Consider the following 24,935-nt stretch of genomic DNA (forward strand, 5'->3'; position numbering starts at 1 on the left):
GACCTATCCCCGCTTTCTAAATTAACGCTCTCAGATATATAGACGCTTCTGCATTCATTTTATTATTCTATGTTGTAAAAAAATATTTTTCATCCTTGAAAACCGTTCTTTTTACTTTTGTACGGTACAGTTAATCAGTTTATTAGAGAGAACTGAAATGTGCTTTAAAACTATCTAAAGGCTATGTTTTCTTCGGGTAGGCCGCCTGTAATCTAATTATTTCTTTAATTTCGGCGTTTATAGGGAATCTGATTTATGGCTAATAACGTCCACATTACTTCTGGTGGCATCCAAAAGGTGCTTAGGAACTACAATGAAAAACAAGCGGTTGCAGAATATATATGGAATGGTTTTGATGCGAAGGCAAACCAGATTAATATAGATTATTCAGCTAATAGTCTTGGATTTATTGATTCGCTCTCCATTACCGACAATGGATATGGTATTAATTTCAAACAGTTAAAGCCAAAATTTGATCATTTTTATGAATCTGAAAAAGCCCTCCAGCTTGCCATACATAAAAATCGTTCTGCTTTACACGGAAAAAATGGGGTCGGGCGTCTTACCTTTTTTAAATTTGCGGGCCAGGCAGAATGGGAAACTACTTTCATGCTGGCTAATAAACTTAAAAGTGGTACAATCCGTATTGATGGTTCCAATCTTAATAATTATCAAGCTGTCCCGGTCGAAGTTCCATTGCACCCACAGACTGGTACTATAGTTCGGTTTACCAATTTGAAGATAAGCGAGGCGCTCCTTGAAAAAGAAATCATTCCTTTTCTTAAGGCAGAATTTTGCTGGTTTCTTGAACTGAACAAGAAAAAGAAATTTGTCATCAGCATTAACGGTAAAAAACTTGATTATGAAGATCAGGTCGCCGAGCGTGCCGAAGATATCATTTACACCTTCGATGAGAGTCGTACATTGTTCCGCGTGAAATTTATTCAGTGGAAAGAGAATTTGCACAGGGAGCTTTCTAAAGTTTATTATATTTCAGAAAAAGGGGAGGAGCTTTATAAAGATTATACCTCATTGAATAAAAAAGCAGACGATTATTTTCACAGTGTCTATATTCAGAGCGAATTTTTCACTGATTTTGATTTTAGCAACCTGGAAGTAGAGACCCAGTTTAAGCTTTATAACAGATCTAAATCTTCTGCTGAATACAGATACCTTAGTAAAGAAATACATAACCTCCTGGTGGCTAAAAGAAAGATTTTTCTAAAGGAGAATTCTGGAAAACTGATAGACAGGTATGAAAGCGAGGGTGTCATCAAACCTCAGGAAGGTAAAGCAAGCGGTGCTAAACAACGTAAGTTATTGCATGATACCCTGAAAGCAATGTATGAAGCCAGGCCCAAATTGTTCAGCAATCTAAGCCTGGATCAAAAGAAAACAGTTGTATCACTGGTTGACGTTCTTTTACAATCTAATCAAAAGAATAAAATCAGAACGATTATGGAAAATATTACTGAACTGGAAACTGAGGAGAGAGCTGAATTTGACGCCTTACTTAATTCAAAAGCTTAGCTGCCGCTTTAGCGGTTAATACCCTGGCATTAATGACCACCGGAACCTCCGGGAGATCATGTTTGTCTGTTTTAACCTGATTTATCTCGTCGGCTACTTCCATTCCTTTTACAATTTCTCCGAAAATGGTATAATCTCCATCCAGACGGGGGATTCCTCCTTTGGATTTATAGGTTTCTCGTTGTTCAGGGGTATATTTGAAACCTTTTTTTGATTCTATTTCGTCTAACTGTATGTCTGTTTGTTTTTTGCCGGTTACCAGGTAAATCTGGTTTAAAAAAGACGCCTTTTGTGCGTTATCATCTCGTCCGGCACCTAATGCCCCTTTAAAATGATATAGTTCCGGAAACAACTCAGATTTTAACCTTTCTGGCTTTTGATCAGGATGCTGTTTTTCCCGTTCCAGAATAGGATCGTCCAATTCGCCTGCCTGACTCACAAAATCTTTAATCACCCTGTTAAATAATGCAGACTTCCACCAGCCTTTGCGAATTCCGCTGACCATATTATCTCTATGCAGCGGAGTCTTATCGTAAAGTTTAACAAGGATATCGCCTTTGGAAGTTTCAAGGCTTATGAAAGTAGACTGTGCAGATGCTGCAGTAGTAAGCAATAACAGCGATGTAATTAATCCGGAGAACTTCATAAATTATTTATTCTATTGGTTTATTTTCGAATCATCAGCACCTACGGCCTTTTGCGCCGCCGGTGTTTGTGGAAACAACAAAGCGGCCATTTTGGAGTCATGACCGTATACATCATCCCTGAAGTTAAGCAGGCCATTTTTGTCTACCCAGGCAGTGAAATAGGTGATGAATACAGGCACGGGCTGTTTCACCTGAACCCAGGTTTCTTTAGATTGCTGCATCGCTTTTGTGATTTTTTCTTTCGTCCAGGAAGGGTCGTTTTCTAAAAGGTATTCTGCGAGTGTTTTTGGCTGTGATAAACGAATACACCCATGACTGAAGGCACGTTTCTGTTCGGTAAAAAGAGACTTGGCAGGTGTATCGTGAAGATAAATATTGTAGGAATTAGGGAAAAGGAATTTTACTCTGCCCAAAGAATTTGTACTGCCTGGTTTCTGCCGGATAAGTGGAAGACCGCCGCTTTTACCATATATTTCCATTTGATGTTGGGCAAGGTAATTTTTATTTCTATTGATGGCAGGAAGAATTTCGGCCTTAACAATACTCGGTGGAACGTTCCAGTATGGGCTGAATACTATATTTTTAAGTGTATTGCTGAAAATAACCGTCTGGTGCGCCTCTTTTCCTACAACAATGCCCATATTAAGTACTTCTTTGCGGTCCTCAAATATGTGCAGTTTATATTCCGGTATATTAACCAGAATTACCCTGCCTTCCGGCATAACGGGCACCCAGCGCATTCTTTCCAGGTTAATTAGAATTTGTTCGATTCTTTTTCTGACCGGTATGTTAAGTGATTTGACCAGAGAGGCTGTAAGTTTGCCGGTTACCTGCTGCCCGAATTGCTGTTGTGCGAGACGTAATGCAGTGTCTACCGCAAGTGTATACAAGCCGCTGGAGTCTGTAGGAGCCAATGCCCCAAAAGCAGCAAGCCGGGTTTTTAGTGTGCTTATTATTGCTGAAGAATCACCTGGTTTCAATTTTTGCAGAGCAGCGAATTCCAGATCCGGCCATGAACCTTTTTTAGCAATGGCAGACCAGTGCGATAATTCTTTATTTAAAGTCACGTAATAAGAGTTTAACGGTGCATTTCCGTTAGTATCGTTCCCTTTGTTTTTAACCAGTGAATCCAGAACTGCAACCGCATCTATTTTTTTTCGCGGAATATACCATTGTAATTTTGCAGGATCTACTTTGCCTGCATAGGCATCGGTAATGAAGCTAAAGAAATGGGAGGTCAGATTAAATTCCAGTAGCGTAAGACTGGTGTCTGCCTTTTTGATTACAGTGTCAATGGTTAGCAGATGGTCTATGCGGGTCTGAAGGTTTTTTAATGTAACACTACTATCGCCGTTAGAACTTCTAAAATTTTTATCCAGATCATACAATACTTTGGTTTGTTCGGCCAGTCCTTTTTCGGAAAACCAGGCGAACTGGAAGTTTCTGCTGTTATAAAAGTTTCGCATCCGGTTTGCAGCGCTATCATCCAGTTGTTGGCTGCTGATAAATTTTTCCATATCCAGACTGTCTGTATAAAGTTTGGTCACCGCATTTACAGGTGTAATGCTGGTATCTCTGATTACTTTATTTTCTGGTTTCTGCTGGCATTGAATAAACAGAAATAACAGGGGTGCAATAACGATAAATTTTAGTCTCATCGTGCTCAATATACTGAATTTCAATAAAAATGACATTTTTAATCACATTTTAATGGGCTATTTTAAACTGTATGTTAAGCAAATATTATCTTTGACCACACAACATAACATGCAATCTAAACAAGCCGCCTGGCGCTTTGCCTGGGACATTCCTGCTTTTCGTTTGAAATTAGTATCCGGTTTGCTCTGCATGGCCGCCATTATTTTCTATTTACACGATTTTTTTCAATTTATACAAGGCAGAAACGGATTGATCTTACATGATTCAGTTCTGCGTGCTATACCTGCAATAGATGTGTCTCCACTGATTTTTTTAATACTTTATCCGGTTAGCGGATATTTAATTTGGCGGATAAGGAAAAACTCAAAGTTGTGTATTACTGCGCTCTGGGGATATATTTTTCTATGTCTGGGTAGGATGATTACTATATCGCTGATACCGCTCAACCCGCCGGTGGGGTTAATTCATCTGAGTGATCCATTTTCTGTTATATTTTATGGTGATAACTTGATTACCAAAGATTTATTTTTCTCGGGGCATACTGCCACCATAGTACTTATCGGTCTTTGCCTGGAAGGAAAAAGGGAAAAGTATATTGTTTTTACGGCAGCTCTGGTACTCGGTATTCTGTTGCTGGTGCAGCATATCCATTATACCGCAGATGTGATTGCAGCCCCCTTTTTTAGTTATCTGTTCTGGTATTTGGGTAAAACAGTTGCTAAGATATAGGTTGATAATCCTTAGTTTTGCCATTTCTTTTTAAATTATTTTACATTAAACCCTGTCTCAGGGATTCCCATCCGAACTGATTATGGAATTGAAAAATTTAGAGCCCCAGGAGATCTGGCAGCATTTCACTGCGCTAAACGCAGTGCCCAGAGCTTCAAAAAAAGAGGAGCGTGTCATTGCTTTTATGCAGGAATTTGGTCGATCATTAGGACTGGACACCAGAACAGATAAAACTGGAAACGTTATAATTCTTAAACCTGCAACTCCGGGTATGCAAGATAGAAAGACGGTTATTTTGCAGTCTCATCTGGACATGGTCCATCAAAAGAACAGCGATACTGTCTTTGACTTTGAGCATGACGGAATAAAGATGTATGTTGATGGTGACTGGGTAAAAGCAGAAGGGACCACACTGGGTGCCGATAATGGTATTGGCGTGGCTGCAATAATGGGACTGCTTGCAGCGAAAGATATTGCTCACCCTGCCCTGGAAGCCATGTTCACTATAGACGAAGAGACCGGAATGACCGGTGCAAAGCATCTGGATCCGGTTAATTTTACAGGCAAAATCCTGTTAAATCTCGATACAGAAGAAGATGATGAACTGACTATCGGATGTGCGGGTGGCATTGATACCAACACAATTCTAACCCTTCAGACGGAGGTTTCTCCAGCAGGATACATAGCCCTTGAAGTTAAAATTTCCGGTCTGACCGGCGGGCACTCCGGTATGGATATCCATAAAGGACGGGCCAATGCGAACAAATTGATTACCCGTCTCATTAAAGCGGTATCTCTACAATTTCCTTTGCAGTTGTCAGTATTGGATGGCGGAAGTCTGAGGAACGCGATTCCCAGAGAAGCATCAGGTACCTTTATTTTGCCGGCATCTTCATTAGCACAGGCACTTGATTTTATTGAAGCTTACGCGCTGAAATTAAAAACAGAATATCAGGCAATCGAAACATCTTTGCAGATTGTTGCCAGCCAAACTATATCTCCGGAACAGGTTTTCAGCCTTAGGGATACCAATCAGATTTTAAATGCACTCTACGCGGTTCCGAATGGTGTTTTTAGAATGAGCCCAGATATTGATGGTTTAGTAGAAGCATCCAGTAATCTGGCCAGGGTAATTCTGAAGGACGGCGAATTTATCACGAAATCACTGCAGAGAAGTAGTGTGGAGAGTACTAAAGATGATGTATCGGCAGCTGTCAGGGCGGCATTTGAAAGTATTGGTGCAGTGGTTAGTCAATCTGGGGATTATCCCGGTTGGAAGCCAGATGCTGATTCCGATATTCTTAGATTAATGACTAATTTGTATGAGCAGAATTTTGGTAAAGCGCCTAAAGTTGAGGCTTGTCATGCAGGTTTGGAATGCGGTATCCTCGGTGGTCATTTTCCGGAAATGGATATGATTTCTTTTGGTCCGACCATTCGCGGTGCACATTCACCGGATGAAAGAGTACAGATTTCTTCTGTACAGAAATTCTGGTCTTACCTGCAGAATGTGCTGAAAGAAATTCCAAAACAGACGAAATAAAAAAAGAATACCTATTTTAGACCTCTTTAAAACAAGATTTATGATTATTGCACCAAGAATACGTGGATTTATCTGCCTGACTGCGCATCCTGAAGGATGCGAACAAAACGTTGTCAATCAAATCAATTACGTTAAATCAAAAGGAGATATCGCCGGCCCGAAAAGGGTACTTGTAATCGGCGCATCTACAGGTTTTGGACTTTCTTCCAGAATTACAAGTGCTTTTGGATCTGAGGCATCCACAATTGGCGTGTATTTCGAAAAACCACCTGCTCCGGGTAAAACCGCTTCACCAGGCTGGTATAATACTGCGGCATTTGAAAAAAAGGCCCACGAAGCCGGTTTATACGCTAAAAGTATTAATGGAGATGCCTTCTCTGATGAAATCAAAAAACAAACGATAGACCTTATTAAAGCCGATCTTGGTCAGATAGACTTAATTATTTACAGTCTTGCTTCACCAAAAAGAGTTCACCCTAAAACAGGGGTTGTACATAATTCTGTATTGAAACCAATTGGTCAGGTATTTAGTAATAAAACAGTAGACTTCCATACTGGAATCGTTTCTGAAATTTCTATTCAGCCTGCAAATGAAGAAGAGATAGAAAATACAGTTGCAGTAATGGGTGGAGAAGACTGGGCTTTCTGGATTGATGCGCTTAAAGAAGCAGATTTACTGGCTCCGGGTGCAACAACGGTTGCTTACTCTTATATCGGTCCCTCTTTAACCGAAGCAGTTTACCGTAAAGGAACCATCGGCCGTGCTAAAGATCATCTGGAAGCAACTGCATTTAAAATCGCTGATCAGTTGAAAGAGATTGGTGGAAATGCCTATGTGTCCGTAAATAAAGGTCTGGTTACACAGGCCAGTTCAGCTATACCTATAATTCCGCTTTATATTTCGTTGCTCTATAAAGTGATGAAAGCAGAAGGGGTACATGAAGGGTGTATTGAGCAGATACAGCGTTTATACAGCCAAAGACTGTTTACCGGATCAGATGTTGCCGTAGATGATAAAGGAAGGATTCGTATAGACGATCTGGAAATGCGTCAGGATATTCAGGACCAGGTTTCGGCGCTTTGGATAGAAGCTACCACCGAAACTCTTCCTGAGTTAGGTGACCTTGCAGGTTATAAAAAAGACTTCCTGAAGTTATTCGGATTCGATGTTGCCGGTATAGATTACGACAAAGATGTAAATGAAGTAGTAGAGATTCCTGGACTGGTTTCTTAATCCAACCAGATAAAATAACAAGAAAAGCCTGTAATGAATTTACAGGCTTTTCTTGTTTATTGATTTTCCGTTTGAATAAGCTGTTTTGTGCTCGTTTAAGCATTGCGCTGGATGAGTAACGTCTCTATCTCTTTAAGTGCATCCAGAATGCCGGTACGTTGTTCCTGAAGTAAAGGCAAATGGTCGACATGATCCTGACGGTCTTTAATTACATCATCATATTTCTCCAGTGCCGCTTTCTCTCCGGTAACCACGGCCTCAAGGATCGCTGTATCTTCTTTACTGCTTAGTGCCTGCTTAATGTCTATCCATGTTCTGTGCAGGGCACCAAGGATACCTCCGCTTTCATTTTCAGATTCTCCTCCATGTGTAAGGATATGGGTTTTTAATTGCTCTGCATAGGCGGCACGCTGCGCAGCATATTTGAGAAATACACCTTGTAATTCAATTTTGTCGGTGGCTTCGCTCGCGGATTGGTAACCTTCTTTACCATCGTTTAAAATTGCTATCAGACCTTGAAGGTCGCTTATAATCTGCTGTTTATTTTCCATATTCAATTTGTTGTTGGTATGTGTTCCTATTAACCGGAACCGGAATGAAATGTTTTAATAAAAATCAATAAAAGACCTTGTTTTCGGCTTGTCTGCAAGACACGTGCTGAACCTGGGCTATGAAGCGCAAATGCAACATTTTTAAACGTTGTATTTCATTAATTATACGTTTTAATAAACCTGATTGTGAATTTTGTTTAAAACATGTACCAGATGTAATAAATCTGGTTTTTGAAATTTTAAGATCGAGATATGTAGTGCTCCCTGGAGCATATATTTAGCCAGATAATTCCCAATGATAATGAGATTTGAATTCATCCAATGTATTTATTAATTATATACAACTAAAAATCAGTAATTTACTCGTCTTATTTGAAGTTAAAAAGAATGACATTTGGTCAGGTGTGTTAAATTACCTATTTTTAAAACGGTGAAAACTTATTAAAACAGGCACGATTTTTAATAGAATGCCAGTATGAATGGAGTCTTCAAAATTCGGAGTTATTCACAGCTATTTTTCAATGTTGATAACTTATCCACAAAAACCTCGAATTTCTATACTGTATTTGTTTGCCTGTTAACGACTTACAAAATAGCTCAGTTTTTATGTTTTTTTGTTGGTATTTTTTGTGATCTTCGCATCCCTAAACGACGCACCGTACGTCCGTTTTTTTAAGACCCGACAAACAAATTTATTTGAACTATGCATAAAACTTGTACTGAAGTATGGAATAACTGTCTCCAGATTATAAAGGATAATATTCCGGCCCAAAGTTTTAAAACTTGGTTCGAACCTATTACCGCAATGAAACTGGAAGGCAGTGTATTAACCGTACAGGTGCCGAGTTTATTTTTCTATGAATGGCTTGAAGAGCATTATGTTGGACTGCTTCGTAAGACAGTTAAACAGCAGCTTGGTGAAGAAGGTCGTCTGGAATATAATATAGTTGTCGATAAATCTTCAAATACGGGATCTCCTTATACAACAAGCATGCCTTCTAATGGTAATGGGGGAGCTTCTAAAATGCAATCTATGCCTGTCCCGGTATCTATTAATAAAGACATTAAAAATCCGTTTATTATTCCAGGACTTAAAAAACTGAATGTCGACCCTCAGTTGAATTCAAATTATACTTTTGAAGGATATGTTGAAGGTGACTGTAATCGGCTGGCACGTTCGGCAGGATTCGCTGTAGCGGCAAAACCGGGAGCAACCTCATTTAATCCACTAATGATTTACGGCGCTGTAGGTTTAGGTAAAACTCACCTTGTCCAGGCGATTGGTAATGAAATAAGAAGGACCCTACCAGATAAACTCGTGATTTATGTATCCTGCGAGAAGTTCTGTCAGCAGTTTGTAGAATCATTAAAGAATAATACGATTAACGACTTTGTTAATTTTTATCAGGCGATGGACGTTATCATCATGGATGATGTACATAATTTCGCAGGTAAAGAAAAAACACAGGATATTTTCTTCCATATTTTCAACCACCTGCACCAGAGTGGTAAACAAATTATTATTACTTCAGATAAAGCTCCCAAAGATCTTTCTGGTCTTGAAGAACGGTTATTGAGTAGATTTAAGTGGGGTTTATCAGCAGATCTTCAAATTCCTGATCTGGAAACAAGAGTAGCTATCCTGCGTAAAAAAATGTATGCAGACGGAATAGAGCTGCCTACTGAGGTTGTAGAATATGTCGCACATAACATTGACAATAATGTAAGAGAGCTGGAAGGGGCAATGGTTTCACTGCTTGCACAGTCTACATTAAATAAAAAAGATATTGATCTGGCACTGGCGAAGTCAATGCTGAAAAATTTCATCAAAAATACCAATAAAGAGATTTCTATGGATTATATCCAGAAACTGGTTTGTGAATATTTTGAAGTTCCGGTGGAGATGGTTAAATCTGCTACTCGTAAACGTGAAATCGTACAGGCGAGACAGATCTCTATGTATCTTTCGAAAAGCATGACGAAATCTTCGCTAAAAAGCATCGGTGCTTTTTATGGTGGAAGAGACCACTCGACAGTGATTTATGCTTGTCAGACGGTAGAAGATCTGATCGATACAGATAAAAAGTTCAAAGGTTACGTGACTGATATTCAGAAAAAGCTCAAAATGAGCTAATAACGAATTAAATTTTCATAAATAAGAGGCTGATCTCAATCAAGTATTTTCTCCATTTTAACCTGCAATTTTCTTTTAAACATCGCTATTTGTGTTTGCCCTGCGCAAAGGCAGAATACACCTGTTTATCCAAATTAAATTATTAATATTGGTAGTTACAATATTATCCTGTCTAACAACCACGATTTGAGTATTACGACTGGTCTGTTACACTAGGTGCCAGGTAGCGCTCGGTAGCGGGCAGCCTGGGTTTTTATTGAGATGTGAATAAAAAGCTTGTTAATTTTTAAGGAAACTTATGAAAATTACAGAAAATCAGATGCCGGCCGGGAGAGTTATATCCCTTGATGTAATGCGTGGACTAATTATGATCCTGCTTTGTGCTGAGAGCTGTTTAGTATTTGTGGCCTTTGAAAAACTTAATCTTGTGCAGCCATTTGCACTTATCGTGGAACAGTTTTTCCATCATCCCTGGCATGGTTTGCATTTCTGGGATTTAGTACAGCCCTCGTTTATGTTTATTGCCGGAGCTGCTATGTACATCTCTTATAGCAGTAAACTTAAAAAGGGAGTTACCTGGAAAATGAACTTTAAACATGTTTTGTTAAGGAGTTTCAAACTATTTCTATTTGGGGTTGGTTTGCACTGTGTTTACGCCGGGAAACCAGTTTGGGAACTCTGGAACGTTTTAACTCAGCTGGCTTTTACCAGTATACTGGCTTATCTTGTGATTAACCAATCCTACAAATTCCAGATTTTATTTTCTTTGGGGTTGTTACTGTTAACCGAAGTATTATACCGTTACGTACAGGTGCCAGGTTTTGACCATCCCTTTCTAGAAAACCATAATTTCGGTGCCTGGCTGGATATGATTTTAATGGGTAAGATTAATACAGATGGCTGGGTTGCCATTAATATTATCCCGACCGCTGCGCATACCATCTGGGGGGTACTTGCGGGCAAACTTTTAGTTTCCGATCATCCGAGTCTGTACAAGATCCGGACTTTGATGTTTACAGGCTGTATTGCACTTATTGTTGGATTTAGCCTTGATCTGCTGGATATTACGCCGATCATTAAAAGAATAAGCACTAGTTCTTTTGTTCTTGCATCAGGCGGCTGGGTTCTGATCATGCTGGCTGTAACTTATTGGCTGGTAGATGTCAAGAAACAAATGAAGTATGCCTGGATCTGCACGGTCATCGGAATGAACGCGATATTCATTTATATTTTTTTCGAAACAGTTGGTCTGCAATGGGTAAATGGAACCATAGCCATTTTTACAGGCTCTATGATCCATTCACTCACTGGTCTGTCAATTAAAATAACAACGCTGGTTTCTGCATTGTCTGCCTTGCTGGCAGAATGGGCACTATGTTATTGGTTATATAAACACAAAATATTTTTTAAATTATAAAATAAGAATCGCAGGCGCTCTTTCATTTTACCTGCGGGATCTAGGTTTCTCAGGAACTGCAGGATAATGTCGAACTGCCTGGTTGTGTAGCTGCCCATACAGGTCTGCGTATATTCAGCTCCGGGAAAAGATCCTGGTACGGTTTCTTTATAGCTTGCTGAAGCCTGCTGAACTTTTCGTTGTTTCCTTTTTCCAGATCTGCAATAGCCTCGTATAACAGATAGTTTCTCAAGATAAACTTTGGATTCACCGCTTCCATTTGCTGGATCCGCTGCTCATCAGAAATGGAATTCAGCTGCAGTCTTTCCTGATAACGTTTAATGATGAGCCAGAATGCTTTGCTGGTTTCGGGGGCAATGAGATCATAGAGAGAGGGGCTAAGATATTCCACAAGAGCATCTGGATCCTGTAATGCTGCCGGTAGTTTCTCCAATAAAGTATAAAATATGGTCATATCCGGTTTGATCTGCCCCAGTAACTGTTCCAGCTGATCGATCAGTTGCTGGTCGCCCGGCTTCAGCTGATCAAAACCTAACTTACCAGCCATCATGGCATAATACTTATCCAGGTAGATATCTTTATATTTTTCCAGCCTTGCTGACAGTTCGTCTGTAGATTCCAGAAGGGGAGAGAATGCAGCCGCAAGACAGCCCAGGTTCCAGTATCCGATTGTATGCTGTGCACCAAATGCATACCTTCTGCCAGGAAGGTCAGTTGTATTAGGGGTGAAGTCGGGATCGAAATCGTCGAGAAATGAAAAAGGGCCGAAATCTATAGTAAGACCAAGGATTGACATGTTATCTGTATTCATCACACCGTGTACAAAACCGACTCTCAGCCATTCTACGATCATTGTCGCTGTTCTTTCCAGGATTTCTGAAAACAGGTTTAATATTTTTTCTTCTCTTGTTCCCTGCAGATGCGGGTAGTAGCGGCTTATTGTCCAATCGGTTAACTGCTGCAGAAGTTCTTTGTCCTGTCTGGCAGCCAGCAATTCAAAATTACCGAAACGTAGAAAGGAAGGTGCTGCGCGGAGTACAATAGCACCGGGCTCTGGTGCAGGGTGCCCATCATAAAAAAGATCCCGCATGACCTGGTCGCCAGTACGGACGAGGGAAAGGGCACGGGTTGTAGGAACACCCAGATGATACATAGCCTCACTCATCAGGTATTCTCTCACTGAGGACCTTAAAACAGCTCTTCCGTCACCTCTTCTGGAGTAAGGTGTCGGGCCGGCGCCTTTAAGTTGCAGTTCTATACTTTCTCCATCAGGTTTTTCCCATTCTCCCAATGTAATTGCCCTGCCATCGCCGAGTTGTCCTGCCCAGTTTCCGAACTGATGCCCAGCATAGCAGGCGGCATAAGGAACCATTGACGGGTTTAGCTGATTTCCAGACACAATAAGTATATCGGTTTCATCAGGTGCTGCGATATTCAGTTCTGTGGCAAGCTCTTCGGACCAGGCCAGCAGAACCGGAGCAGATACCGGTGTAGGAGTTGTATCACTGTACAACATTCCAGGAGTCTGCCTTGGCATTACGTTTCCACTGTGATCTCCCGGAAAGGATGCAGTGAATTCATTTTTATATATTTTTGACTTAAGTTGTTCCATCATTTGAAGAGCTAAGATAAGCGGTGTAGAGCAGGAATAGACCATCTGGATGTCAATTCCTGCTGTACGCCGCTAAATTTGGATCTTACTGGAATACCTCAATCTCAGCCAGGCGGAAACCTTGTCCGCCACCTGTTACCCCGATTGCCCTGAGCATAACAAATCTGGCTGTTACCGGCGCTTTCAAGGTTGTACGCTGAAGGATGGGGTTGGCTTTGATATTAGAGAACTCGCCTGAGGCTGCTGGTGTCCATTGTTTTCCGTCCTCACTATACAGGTATTCAAATTTTTCTATTCTTCCTGCTGTTTGTTCATCCTGGGCTGGTAAATAGCCGAAAGCTGAAATTAAATGCGGGTAGCCCATATCTAAAATCAGTTCATTGGTACCGGTTACTGCTGCGCTGGTTTCGGCCAGTTGATCAATTGCTTTTTTAAGATCATCTGATGATACCGGGCTTATAATTTTCCAGTCATTTTTGGCATAGGCTGACATAACCTTTGCGATAGCTTTTGTTTTAATTTCTGGCGCAAGATATAAACCGATCTCACTCAAAGCAGGGGATACGGGGGCGAAAATGGTTAATCTAAGTTTTTTAGCGGTTATTGTTTCCGGTAGTCTGATCAGGCGGTTAGCACCGATACTCGTGGCTTTTCCTATTGTTTTCCATTCGCCGGCGATATAGTTCTCTAATTTTATGCTGTCTACGCGCTGGCCAAGTTTAATATTTTCCCTGATCTGAACCAGATTAATAGGTTTTTCAGCTGGAAGATTCAAGACCAAACTCGCTTGGTGTACCTGGTCATCGGTTGCCCAGTAACTATAGCGGTCATTGTCCTGCAAATTCTGAGTGTCAAATGCCTTTTGTTTACCTCGTACGTTAGAAGCCGTTATTTTTGCATTTTTTGCTACGTTCTCAGCGAAAACTTGTTTTAGGTAGGCTCCGAAATCTTTGAGTGCCGCCACATCGTTTGCGTGCAGCAGACCATCTGTGTTTGGTGAAAGGCCAAGATCCAGTGAGCCACCCCGGCCTACAGAGCTGCAGTAAATTTCAAAGAGTTGCGCAACAGTTTTAACCTGTCCGTCCTGCTCAGGATGATAGAACCAGCCCGGTCTTAAAGGAACGTCCCCTTCAAATGGTAACCATTGCTTTCCGTTGCGGGTTCCGCTGCCCAAATTCTCATCGTCCATATACCCCGGCATAGGAGTTTTTCCATCTTTACCCTTAAGATCTATTGTTGACCAGGCTGTCTCCGGAGCCATTCCTTTTTCATTACCTACCCAACGGACATCCGGACCTATATCGCTGAATATACTTGCCCCGGGCTGAAGCTTCCTGGTAATAGCCCAGGTATTCATCCAGTCATAATAAACAGACTGATCTACTTTTTTAACTTCTTTTCTTCCGCCATAATAACCGTCCCCACCATTGGCACCATCATGCCAGCTCATAAATAAAGGGCCGTAATTGCTATATAATTCTTTTAGCTGGTCTCTGTATATAGTGATATATTCCGGGGTGCCGTAAGCGGGGTTATTCCTGTCCCACGGAGAACAATAAATACCAAATTTCATGCTGTTTTTTTGCGCTGCCTGCTGAAATTCACGTACCATATCTCCTTTTCCTGAACGCCATGGGCTTTCGCTGATATTGTATGCTGCAGTTTTAGTTGGCCAGAGGGCAAACCCATCGTGGTGCTTGGCAACCATCACAATACCTTTAAACCCACCAGCGGCAGCGGCAGCTATGATCTGGCCGGCATCAAACTGAGCAGGGTTAAATATGGCAGGGTCGGCGTCTCCATAACCCCATTCTTTATTCTGAAACGTGGTGGGTGTGAAATGGATCAGGCAATACATTTCGGTTTCATGCCATTTTAGTTGCCTTTCTGAAGGTATAGCGCCATAAGGCGCGGGAGGTTTGGTGCTTTGCTGTGCAAGAGCCATTAATCCGAAGAAATTAATTCCTGCAAAAACTACGGCCGACTTCACTTTATTTTTCATTTGGTTCTGGTTAGATAGGTTATGTATTTGTAAAAAAAATAAAACTATTCAAAATATAGCTTGTTACACAAACAAACAAGAGAAATAGAATAAATCAGGTTAAAGCGGGTACCTGGTACCTGCTTTATATTTTAAATATAAACAGATAACTATGAAAAATTTATTGAAAATCATGAGTATTGCTTTCAGTGTATTCCTGCTAGCCGCATGTGGCGGAGGGAAATCAGATTCTTTAGCAGATTCAACTGGTACAGGTATGTCAGACTCATATACCGATTCAATTCATGCAGATACTTTACCAGTTAGTGAAGCAGACAGCTCGCATTCGTACAGAAATGACCGGGGTACCGACAGTGTGAGCGCAGGCGCATACAAAGGCGTTCCGAGAAACCCATAATATATTTATACAATCCGCCGGATCCGCTGCATCAATTCTTGAAGGAGCTCTTCCCGGCGGATTAATTTTTCGTGCCCGGTGCCTGAATAAAGAGTTGTTTCTATCGCAGGATGAAGTTTTAAGAACTCAATTAAAAAGTCGGTATTCACTACCGCATCCTGGTCATCATACGCTATCCAATGGTCTATTGAAGCGGCAGATAAAGTATAACTAGTCAGATCATATGCATTGGCAGGTACTTTAAATCTTTCAAAAAACCTTTCGAAAAAGTTCTCCCTGATCTTAACAGGTACATCGACAGCCTCCATCATGTTATTGAATAAAGCTTTAAGATTAATGACCGGTGCAATACTGATCAGTAACTCCGGCTTAATATCTGCCTGTTCAAGTGACATCATATTGGCCATTGCACCTAAAGAATGCCCGATTACGATATCCGGATTTCCAAATTCCCGGTAAATTGCCTGCAGTGCTTCAGTATATAAGATTAAATTAGATAACTCTCCAGGCGAACTTCCGTTTCCAGGTGCATCGAAAGCGACTACAGTCGCATTCTCAATTGCTATTAAAGCTGTAATCAGAGAACTGAAGTCTGCTGCTTTAGAGCTCCATCCATGTGTAATCAGAATTAGTTTGGATCCGCTGCCCCATTTAAAAACATTAAAAGGGAGGATTCCGCCTGAAAAATAGGTGTCGGGCGCCTGAAGTGTAATCTGTGCCGCCCGGCTGATCAGCTCTTCCTGGTTTTTTCTCAATGGCATCTTTGCTGCGTAGCACAATAGTTTCCATAATATGGTTTCCTGTTCTGTGATGCCCGAAGATGTCAGCTCCCTGGCTTGTGCAACAATTTCTTTGTATACTTTCATGGTTGGCAGTGTCTGCCCGAAATATAGGCTAATTAGACCATCCGGCATTTCATTGTATTTGATTTTTACGTCATCCTGATAATTGAAGAGGTACTGCTTAAATCCGGAATTCTTTTAAAGCTATCTTTGCACAAATGGAATATTTTAATCAACTGACAGCCTTATTAAAGATAGAGAAGGAAGCCGATCAGCGGGCTTATATGCAGCTTACAGCTTCGGCCTCTGCAGCGGAAAGAAGAGAAAATGGGCTAACCTGGTATCCGGTTGCAATTAGGGGAACGGAAACCGGCAGAGGTGATTATCTGACTATTGAAATGGAACGGACTACACATCAGTATATTAGCCACCAATTACGTTTTGGTAGTTCAGTAGCTATATTTTCAAATCATAATCCCAAAGAAGATCGTCTGGAAGGTATTGTAGCACATCAAAGTGGCAATATGATCAAAATCTCTCTGCGTACAGATGAACTTCCTGACTGGTGTAATGACGGAAAGCTTGGCGTAGACCTGCTTTTTGACCAGAATAGTTATCAGGCTATGGAAGATGCGCTTAAACAGGCGTCCAAAGAAGCAATTGCCGGTGAGTCAAAACTAATCCAGGTGCTGACAGGTGAACAAAAACCTGTATTTCATAATGGTGGTAATGCCTTTGACAGTGATGCGCTGAATGCTTCTCAACAGGAAGCGGTAAATAAAATTTTGGGTGCTGCACAATTATCGATCATTCATGGGCCTCCGGGCACCGGTAAAACGACGACTTTGGTGGCTGCTATTCAGGCTTTGTTAAAGCAGGATGGGGGCCAGATTCTGGTTGTAGCTCCGAGTAATACAGCAGTTGATCTACTTAGTGAAAAGCTCGATGCAGCAGGTGTTAAAGTGTTAAGAATAGGCAATCCGGCCAGGATCAGTTCCAGGCTTAATACTATAACACTGGATGGACAGCTATCTCAGCACAGTAGTATGAAGCTGATGAAAGAACTCCGTAAACAGGCGGCGGAGTATAAGAAAATGGCGCATAAGTATAAAAGAAACTTTGGCCGGGCAGAACAAGAGCAACGAAAAGCTTTGTTTAACGAGGCTGCCAAAATAAATAAAGAAGTAGGAAAGACTGAACAATATATGGCTGATGACCTGCTGGACAAAAATCAGGTGATTACTGCAACACTGGTGGGTGCGCAGCAATACATGGTTCGCGACCGCAGATATAAAACTGTAGTGATCGATGAAGCGGGGCAGGCACTGGAGCCAGCTTGCTGGATTCCGATTTTAAAAGCCGGGAAGTTGATTTTGGCTGGAGATCATTGTCAGCTTCCACCAACAATTAAGGCCCAGGGTGGAACTGCTTCTGCTTTGAGTAAAACGTTATTGGAAAAATGCGTCGCTCTTCATCCTGAAGCGGTCAGTCTGCTCGAAGTTCAGTACCGGATGCACGAACAGATAATGGCCTATTCCTCTTTATCATTCTATCAAAACAGGCTGAAAGCTCATGAGAGTGTCGCTAAGCGATTGATTATGCCGGAGGAAAAACCTTTTCAGTTTATAGATACGGCCGGGTGTGGATTTGAAGAGAAAAGTGAAGGCAGTAGTATCGTAAATCCGGAGGAGGCTGCTTTCCTGATTAGGCTTTTAACTGAGATGGTGCTGCGCCTGGAAGAATTTGGATGTAGCGAAAATTTCCCCTCTATCGGAGTAATATCTCCCTATAAGGAACAGGCACGACTGATGGAAGCAGAAGTGCAATCCAGCTTGGAACTGCAGAAATACACTTCAAATATTACCGTTAATACAGTAGATAGTTTTCAGGGCCAGGAAAGGGATCTTGTATATATCAGCCTTTGCAGAAGCAATTCAACTGGTGTAATTGGGTTTTTAAATGATACCCGGAGAATGAATGTTGCAATGACCAGGGCAAAAATGAAATTGGTCATGATTGGTGATAGTGCCACGCTGGCCAGGTCTTCATTTTATGCTGATCTTGTCAGTTTTGCGGAAAAGCATGAAAACTATCATAGTGCCTGGGAATTTTAGAAAAAAAATAATTAGAAATGTATATTTAGATCATGAATAAGATAGAATTAGTTACCAGTCATTTTCTGGAGCTCGCCATAAGTAAGATCCCGGACCTTTTTATGGCAATTGTCACCTTGTTGGTTGGTTTATGGTTAATCAAAAAGCTCGGTACTATCATTCAAAGTCGTTTTCATAAAAACAGGGTAGACGTCACACTAGGCGAATTTCTGCTTAGCATGATTAAGGTCGTTTTTTATGTGCTGCTAGTAATTTCTTGTGCTTCCATGATTGGTATTCAGACCAGTTCATTTGTAGCATTGCTTGGCGCAGCGGGACTGGCAGTGGGATTGGCTTTGCAGGGAAGCCTTTCAAATTTTGCTGGCGGCGTCTTGATTTTGCTCTTCAAGCCGTTCCGGATTGGCCACCAGATTACTTCCAGTAATAATGTTTCTGGTTTGGTTATGAAAATTGATATCCTTTATACGACCTTAAAGGCCGGAAATGGAACTACTATCTATGCGCCGAACGGTCCTCTGGCAAATTCTGTAATTAATAATACTACTGATAACGAGATCAGGCAAGCCGAATATAAGGTCAAACTATCTTATAATACAAATATTGATACGGTCAGAAAGATTGTCCTGAATATTCTGGATCTGGACAGCCGTATTTTAAAAACTCCTGCACCCACAGTACTAGTTTCCTCTTTAGAAGATAATGCTATTGTACTGCTAATCCGGACATGGAGTAAAAATGATGTGTTCTGGGCTGCGTATCACAGCAATTTTCAATTAATCAAAGAGACACTGGAAGTTAATGAAATTCAAATGGCGGGTGCTAAAACAGAGATCCATGTGATCAATGAACCGGCATCGAATTCCTGATCGCTCCTGCTAAAATATAAAAATGAACGAAGAATTTTATAAAGCATTGTTTTCCAGGCAGCAGGCTATAGACCCTGTTCCCGCAAACAACGAGATCTCGGCTTGGGCAACCCGCTTACTCAATGTGCTTTTTCCGGAAAGATTAAGCTCGCCCGACTATTCACTCAACGAGATCAGGCGCTTTTTTGCAGATTCTGAAAAGAATTTGCTGCGGTTACTGGAAGCCACAAAAGCCTGTGAAGACTGTAGCAACGAGGATATCTGTAAAAACTTCTATCTGGAACTTCCGGAACTTTACAGGAAAATGAGAACAGATATCACCGCAACTTTAAATGGTGATCCTGCCGCAAAAAGTGAGTTTGAGATCATCAGGAGTTATCCAGGCTTTCTGGCCACGGCAATTTACAGGATTGCGCATTATCTGTTGACTCTCGGAATACCGCTCGTTCCCAGAATCCTAACGGAATTTGCACATGGGGAAACTGGAATAGACATTCATCCGGGTGCGCAAATAGGTGAATACCTTTTTATAGACCATGGTACAGGTATTGTGATAGGAGAGACTACAATTATTGGGAACTATGTTAAGTTATACCAGGGGGTTACCCTTGGCGCGCTCAGCGTCGAGAAATATATGGCCAACACTAAACGACATCCGACTATAGATGATCATGTTATTATCTATTCCGGGGCAACCATACTAGGTGGTGATACCCATATAGGAGAAAGAAGTATCATAGGCGGAAATGTGTGGCTTACAAAAAGTATTCCGCCGGGCTCTACGGTTTATCATCAATCCGCAATGAAAGTAATATCAAAACAATAAACCAGAACGAATGGGAAGTATAATTGACTGTATAGGGAACACGCCCTTGGTGGAGATCCGGCAGATGAATCCAAATGCAAATGTGCAGATCTTTGCGAAACTGGAAGGTAATAATCCTGGCGGCAGTGTAAAGGACCGCGCAGCATTAAATATGATCCGGAGTGCTATGGACCGGGGAGAAGTAGATCAAAAAACTAAACTTATCGAAGCAACCAGTGGAAATACAGGTATTGCTTTAGCTATGATAGCCGGTATTTTCGGACTGGAAATTGAATTGGTAATGCCTTCAAATTCAACTGCTGAACGTACTCAAACCATGGAGGCATTCGGTGCGAAGGTTACTTTACTTGAAAGTATCGAAGTCTGCCGGGACTATGCTGAAGAAAAGGGTACTAAGGATGGGTATTTCCTGTTAAACCAATTCGCAAATCCAGACAATTATTTAGCGCATTATAAAAGCACGGGACCGGAGATCTGGCGCGATACCGCAAATCAAATTACCCATTTTGTAAGTTCTATGGGAACCACAGGGAGTATTATGGGAAATTCAATGTACCTGAAAGAACAGAATTCCGCTATTCAGATCGTTGGCTGTCAGCCGACTCCCGAATCATCCATTCCGGGAATCAGAAGATGGCCGGAAGCCTATCTGCCTAAAATATATGATGCTTCCAGAGTAGATCGTGTAATGGACGTTTCTGAGGAAAATGCGACACGTCGTGCACGTGAAATGGCGCGTAAAGAGGGTATATTTGCAGGAATGAGTTCGGGTGGGGCATTACATTGTGCGCTGGAGCTGGCCGAAGAACTCGAATCGGGGCTTATTGTGTTCATTGCATGTGACCGCGGTGACCGTTACCTGAGCAGTGACCTTTTTGGCGGCAAAGAATAATGCTGCGTAATATATAAAGCGAAAGGCGGCCTGTAATTTAACAGGCCGCCTTTCGCTTTTAACTGATATATTTTGCCTATTGTGCGTCTACAACAGCAATAGTAACCATATTCACAATTTCCCTTACAGAACTGTCCATCTGTAAAACATGCACTGGCTTGTTCAATCCTAATAAAATAGGACCGACAGCTTCTACATTACCTAGTTCCTGTAATAATTTATAAGCAATGTTACCCGACTCCAGATTAGGGAAAATCAGCGTATTAGCCGGGCTTCCACATAGCGTCGAGAATGGATAGTTATCCTTCAGTAATTCTGAGTTCATCGCAAAGTTACCTTGCATTTCACCATCAACGATCATATCAGGATACTGTTCTTTCAGTAAAGCAGTTGCAATTCTCATTTTCTCAGGAACAGGTCCGGAATTACCACCAAAGTTAGAGTAAGAAAGCAGCGCAACGCGTGGCATAATATTAAATCCTTTGATACTTTCATGGATAAGGCCTGTAATATCTACCAGGTCCTGTGCGGTAGGATCGGGGTTAACGGTAGTATCTCCCATAAATACAGGACCTTTTTTAGTCAGCATCATGTACATGCCCGCAATTTTCTTAACCCCTTGCTTTGTACCGATTACTTGTAAAGATGGCTTTAAAGTTGATTTGTAGTTTTTTGTTAAACCCGAAATCAGAGCGTCAGCTTTACCAAACTCTACCATACTTGCGCCATAATAATTTCTGTCGCGGACCAGTTTGCGTGCTTCATATAAAGTAACACCTCTGCGTTTACGTCTTTCGTACAGGTGGTTCGCAAATTGTTCTGAATCTTCAGTTCCCTGCCAAGGATCAATAATTTCAACCTGATCCAGGTCAATTTCATGGTCTATAATAATCTGCTGGATACGGTTTACGTTTCCTAAAAGGATAGGAGTAGCGATACCTTCATCTTTTACAATCTGGGCAGCTTTTAATATTTTGTAATTATCTGCTTCTGCAAATACCACACGTTTCGGTGCCGATTTAGCTTTTGAAGCTATATTTCTAAGGAGTTTATCATCTGCACCCAGTCTCACCTGCAGTTCTTCATGATAAGCATCCCAGTTAGTGATTTCTTTTCTGGCCACACCGGAATCTATTGCTGCTTTAGCTACTGCTGAAGAAACAACACTCATTAAGCGGGAGTCCATTGGCTTAGGAATGATATAATCTTTTCCGAATTTGAAATTCTTTGCTTTATAAGCCAGGTTGACAATTTCAGGTACAGGTAATTTAGTCAGATCTGCAATCGCTTTAACAGCAGCGATTTTCATTTCTTCGTTAATCGTTGTAGCACGTACATCTAAAGCACCTCTAAAGATATAAGGGAAGCCTAAAACGTTATTTACCTGGTTTGGGAAGTCTGATCTTCCGGTCGCCATGATAATATCTTTTCTGACAGAAACAGCCAGGTCATAGTTAATTTCAGGATTCGGATTTGCCAATGCAAACACGATCGGATTTTTAGCCATAGACTTAACCATGTCGGCTGAAAGAACGTCTGCTGCGGAAAGCCCAAGGAATACATCTGCACCTTTCATCGCTTCTTCCAACGTATTTACATCAGTTCTTGGCGTTGCAAACTCCATACGGATCGGATCAAGATCTGTACGTGAGCTGTTTACAATACCGTCTTTATCGAAAACAAGCATGTTCTCCTTTTTCACACCTAATTTCAGGTATAATTTGATACAGGAAACTGCAGCCGCGCCCGCGCCACTTACTACTAACTTGATTTTTTCTAATTTCTTGTTCTGCAGCTGACAAGCGTTTAATAATGCGGCACTGGTAATAATTGCAGTACCATGCTGATCATCATGCATTACAGGGATATTCATTTCTTCTTTAAGCCTGCGCTCAATCTCAAAACACATTGGAGCGCCAATATCTTCCAGATTCACACCACCAAAAGTGGGCTCGAGTGCTTTAACTACGTTCACAAATTCATCAACAGTAGTTGCATTGATCTCTAAATCGAAAACATCAATATCTGCAAAGATCTTAAATAGCAGACCTTTTCCTTCCATTACTGGTTTACTCGCTGCCGGGCCGATATTGCCTAATCCTAAAACTGCAGTTCCGTTACTGATTACTGCGACCAGATTACCTTTAGCTGTATATTTGTAAACATCTTCCGGAGTTCTGTAGATTTCCATACATGGCTCTGCTACTCCAGGAGAATAAGCTAATGCTAAATCACGCTGAGAATTCGTGGGTTTGGAAGGAATAACTTCTATTTTACCTGGCCGTCCCTGTGAATGATAATCCAGGGCATCCTGTTTTCGGTTCGTTGTGTTTTTCATTTTTTGTGTGTTGTAACCTGCTGCGGTGTAACCGCAATTTTTCAAAAACAATGATTGAAGGGCCGAAATTACCTTTTTGTTTAAAATAATACGACAAAAAAACCGATAAATTAAATACGAATGATTAAAATGTTAAAAATGATACATGCCGGTGGCATTATAAAAATATAGTATATATGTATTCGAAAGCTCAGACCGCCCAGTTGAAACAAGAATTCTGGACTATTTTTGGTCAGTATATCGCACCTCAGCTCTCTGCTGATGGGTTGAAAATTAATTGGGTTAATTATAAAACCGGATTTAAACATCTGCATTTCAGGATGCAGGCAGATCAGCGCGAGGCGGTGATCGCTATAGAAATGGCGCATCCCGATCCCGGTATTCAGGAACTGATGATGGAGCAGTTCCGCACTTTCTCAAAATTACTTGCTGCCAGCACAGGTGATGTTTGGGAATGGCAACTCCACCATACAGACGAGTATGGGAAAACAGTAAGCCTCATTAGTCAGACTCTAACCGGTGTTAGCGTATTAAATAAAGCAGACTGGCCGGCTTTAATATCTTTTTTTAAGCCAAGGATAACTGCACTGGATGAATTCTGGAGCAGTGCGCAGTATAGTTTCGAGCTTTTCCGTCAAGGCTAAATTAACGCGTTGAGAGAGTGCTAAAATCCGATTGTTTATATTTACCGTTCAAAATTATTTTTATGACCCCGGTTTCTTATCAAATCTGCTGTGTAGGGCATCTTACTCAGGATCACATTATCAGTCCGGTTTCTGATCAGTATATGGCTGGCGGAACTTCTTATTATTTTTCTCATGCGCTTTCTGGTTTCCAGTTGAATTATGGTCTTGTGACCTCTGTAGCGGAATCTGAGATGTCTTATGTAAATGAGCTTCGTGGGCTGGGTATTCAGGTGCATGTGTTTCCAAGTAAACAGACTTTATATTTCGAAAATATTTACGCAGGTCATCCTGATGATAGAAGCCAGCGGGTATTGGCTCAGGCCGATCCGTTCCGTGCAGAGCAGCTTTCGGACATCAATGCCGGGATCTTTCACCTTGGACCATTGCTGGCCAACGATATCCCCCTGGAACTCTTAAAGGTTCTGGCCGCAAAAAGCAAAGTTTCCATAGATGTTCAAGGATACCTCAGAAAGGTGGAGAACCAGCAAGTTTGTCCTGCAGAATGGGAGGGAAGCAGAGAAGCCTTAAGCCTGGTCCATACTTTAAAAGCCGATGAATCTGAATTAAAAGTTCTGACCGGTTGTACGACGGTTCGTGAAGGAATAGCGCAATTAGCAGAACTTGGTGTAAAGGAAATTGTAATTACCAGTGCCAGTCTTGGATCGGTAGTTTATTGTGATAACCGGATTGACGAGATCTGTGCTTTCAAACCGGCACAGGAAGTAGATGCTACCGGTTGTGGAGACACGTACATCGCAGGGTATCTTTTTCAGCGGGAAAAAGGCGCTTCTCCAAAGTTCGCTGCAGAATTCGGAGCAGCAATGGCAAGCTTAAAAATGGAATCTGTCGGATCTTTTACCGGTTCCGAGCAAGAAGTGCTAAATTTTATCCAAACTGCAGAAAGAATCGAAAAGGCCTTTGATATAGGCTAAAACAATGATTTAAAGGGAAATGAAGAGCGGCTTCTTAACTAAGA

At 41.4% G+C, this 24,935-nt stretch carries 20 protein-coding genes; 13 read left to right on the plus strand and 7 right to left on the minus strand.

Annotated features, from left to right (window positions below; genetic code table 11):
• Positions 1 to 255 precede the first annotated feature (255 nt).
• Positions 256 to 1,530 (plus strand): ATP-binding protein, encoded by a 1,275-nt coding sequence (locus BM192_RS14785; protein WP_037437991.1) that lies wholly within the window; start codon positions 256 to 258, stop codon positions 1,528 to 1,530.
• Here BM192_RS14785 and BM192_RS14790 read toward each other — a convergent pair.
• A complete protein-coding gene (locus tag BM192_RS14790; protein ID WP_037437990.1) occupies positions 1,514 to 2,176 on the minus strand; it encodes a peptidylprolyl isomerase in 663 nt (220 codons plus the stop codon). The two genes, BM192_RS14785 and BM192_RS14790, sit on opposite strands and share 17 nt — an antisense overlap.
• 12 nt (positions 2,177 to 2,188) lie before the next feature.
• A complete protein-coding gene (locus tag BM192_RS14795) occupies positions 2,189 to 3,835 on the minus strand; it encodes a L,D-transpeptidase family protein (RefSeq protein ID WP_037437988.1) in 1,647 nt (548 codons plus the stop codon).
• Positions 3,836 to 3,944: 109 nt separating this feature from the next.
• On the opposite strand from BM192_RS14795, the gene BM192_RS14800 reads away from it, so the two are divergent.
• From BM192_RS14800 to fabV, 3 genes are all read left to right on the plus strand, one after another.
• Complete coding sequence (locus BM192_RS14800; RefSeq protein ID WP_037438014.1) at positions 3,945 to 4,565, plus strand: phosphatase PAP2-related protein; 621 nt, start codon at positions 3,945 to 3,947, stop codon at positions 4,563 to 4,565.
• A gap of 82 nt (positions 4,566 to 4,647) precedes the next feature.
• Positions 4,648 to 6,108 (plus strand): aminoacyl-histidine dipeptidase, encoded by a 1,461-nt coding sequence (locus tag BM192_RS14805; RefSeq protein ID WP_037437987.1) that lies wholly within the window; start codon positions 4,648 to 4,650, stop codon positions 6,106 to 6,108.
• Positions 6,109 to 6,148: 40 nt separating this feature from the next.
• Positions 6,149 to 7,342, plus strand: a complete 1,194-nt coding sequence (gene fabV / locus BM192_RS14810; protein WP_037437986.1) for an enoyl-ACP reductase FabV — start codon at positions 6,149 to 6,151, stop codon at positions 7,340 to 7,342.
• Between the two features lie 95 nt (positions 7,343 to 7,437).
• On the opposite strand, the gene BM192_RS14815 is transcribed toward fabV, so the two are convergent.
• Entirely contained in the window at positions 7,438 to 7,893 is a 456-nt protein-coding gene (locus tag BM192_RS14815; RefSeq protein WP_037437983.1) for a ferritin-like domain-containing protein, read from the minus strand.
• A gap of 703 nt (positions 7,894 to 8,596) precedes the next feature.
• Between BM192_RS14815 and dnaA the strand changes: the two genes are divergently transcribed.
• Positions 8,597 to 10,027 (plus strand): chromosomal replication initiator protein DnaA, encoded by a 1,431-nt coding sequence (gene dnaA, locus BM192_RS14820; protein ID WP_037437982.1) that lies wholly within the window; start codon positions 8,597 to 8,599, stop codon positions 10,025 to 10,027.
• A 298-nt stretch (positions 10,028 to 10,325) separates the two neighbouring features.
• Positions 10,326 to 11,444 (plus strand): acyltransferase family protein, encoded by a 1,119-nt coding sequence (locus BM192_RS14825; protein WP_169741360.1) that lies wholly within the window; start codon positions 10,326 to 10,328, stop codon positions 11,442 to 11,444.
• A gap of 49 nt (positions 11,445 to 11,493) precedes the next feature.
• On the opposite strand, the gene BM192_RS14830 is transcribed toward BM192_RS14825, so the two are convergent.
• Positions 11,494 to 13,056 (minus strand): protein adenylyltransferase SelO, encoded by a 1,563-nt coding sequence (locus tag BM192_RS14830; RefSeq protein WP_051759511.1) that lies wholly within the window; start codon positions 13,054 to 13,056, stop codon positions 11,494 to 11,496.
• Positions 13,057 to 13,141: 85 nt separating this feature from the next.
• Complete coding sequence (locus BM192_RS14835; RefSeq protein WP_037437981.1) at positions 13,142 to 15,058, minus strand: alpha-L-fucosidase; 1,917 nt, start codon at positions 15,056 to 15,058, stop codon at positions 13,142 to 13,144.
• Positions 15,059 to 15,209: 151 nt separating this feature from the next.
• On the opposite strand from BM192_RS14835, the gene BM192_RS14840 reads away from it, so the two are divergent.
• Entirely contained in the window at positions 15,210 to 15,455 is a 246-nt protein-coding gene (locus BM192_RS14840; protein WP_037437980.1) for a DcrB/PsbP domain-containing protein, read from the plus strand.
• A gap of 5 nt (positions 15,456 to 15,460) precedes the next feature.
• On the opposite strand, the gene BM192_RS14845 is transcribed toward BM192_RS14840, so the two are convergent.
• Entirely contained in the window at positions 15,461 to 16,321 is an 861-nt protein-coding gene (locus BM192_RS14845; RefSeq protein ID WP_037438010.1) for an alpha/beta hydrolase, read from the minus strand.
• 134 nt (positions 16,322 to 16,455) lie between these two features.
• Here BM192_RS14845 and BM192_RS14850 point away from each other — a divergent pair, with 134 nt between their 5' ends.
• The 4 genes from BM192_RS14850 to cysM are packed head-to-tail and all read left to right on the plus strand — an operon-like array spanning position 16,456 to position 20,935.
• On the plus strand, positions 16,456 to 18,351 hold the full coding sequence (locus tag BM192_RS14850; protein ID WP_037437978.1) for an AAA domain-containing protein: 1,896 nt from the start codon (positions 16,456 to 16,458) through the stop codon (positions 18,349 to 18,351).
• A 32-nt stretch (positions 18,352 to 18,383) separates the two neighbouring features.
• Complete coding sequence (locus BM192_RS14855; protein ID WP_070808182.1) at positions 18,384 to 19,217, plus strand: mechanosensitive ion channel family protein; 834 nt, start codon at positions 18,384 to 18,386, stop codon at positions 19,215 to 19,217.
• A gap of 22 nt (positions 19,218 to 19,239) precedes the next feature.
• Positions 19,240 to 20,043, plus strand: coding sequence for a serine O-acetyltransferase EpsC (gene epsC / locus BM192_RS14860; RefSeq protein ID WP_037437977.1), 804 nt, complete (start codon positions 19,240 to 19,242; stop codon positions 20,041 to 20,043).
• 10 nt (positions 20,044 to 20,053) lie between these two features.
• Positions 20,054 to 20,935 (plus strand): cysteine synthase CysM, encoded by an 882-nt coding sequence (cysM, locus tag BM192_RS14865; RefSeq protein WP_037437976.1) that lies wholly within the window; start codon positions 20,054 to 20,056, stop codon positions 20,933 to 20,935.
• A gap of 76 nt (positions 20,936 to 21,011) precedes the next feature.
• Here cysM and BM192_RS14870 read toward each other — a convergent pair whose 3' ends face one another.
• Positions 21,012 to 23,273, minus strand: a complete 2,262-nt coding sequence (locus BM192_RS14870) for an NADP-dependent malic enzyme (protein WP_037438007.1) — start codon at positions 23,271 to 23,273, stop codon at positions 21,012 to 21,014.
• Between the two features lie 176 nt (positions 23,274 to 23,449).
• Between BM192_RS14870 and BM192_RS14875 the strand changes: the two genes are divergently transcribed.
• The gene (locus tag BM192_RS14875; protein ID WP_037437975.1) at positions 23,450 to 23,917 is read left to right on the plus strand and encodes a DUF4268 domain-containing protein; all 468 of its coding nucleotides are present in this window, start codon (positions 23,450 to 23,452) and stop codon (positions 23,915 to 23,917) included.
• A 62-nt stretch (positions 23,918 to 23,979) separates the two neighbouring features.
• Entirely contained in the window at positions 23,980 to 24,891 is a 912-nt protein-coding gene (locus tag BM192_RS14880) for a PfkB family carbohydrate kinase (protein ID WP_037437973.1), read from the plus strand.
• Positions 24,892 to 24,935: the final 44 nt, after the last annotated feature.

This window comes from Pedobacter antarcticus (genome assembly GCF_900112985.1).
GTDB lineage: Bacteria > Bacteroidota > Bacteroidia > Sphingobacteriales > Sphingobacteriaceae > Pedobacter > Pedobacter antarcticus.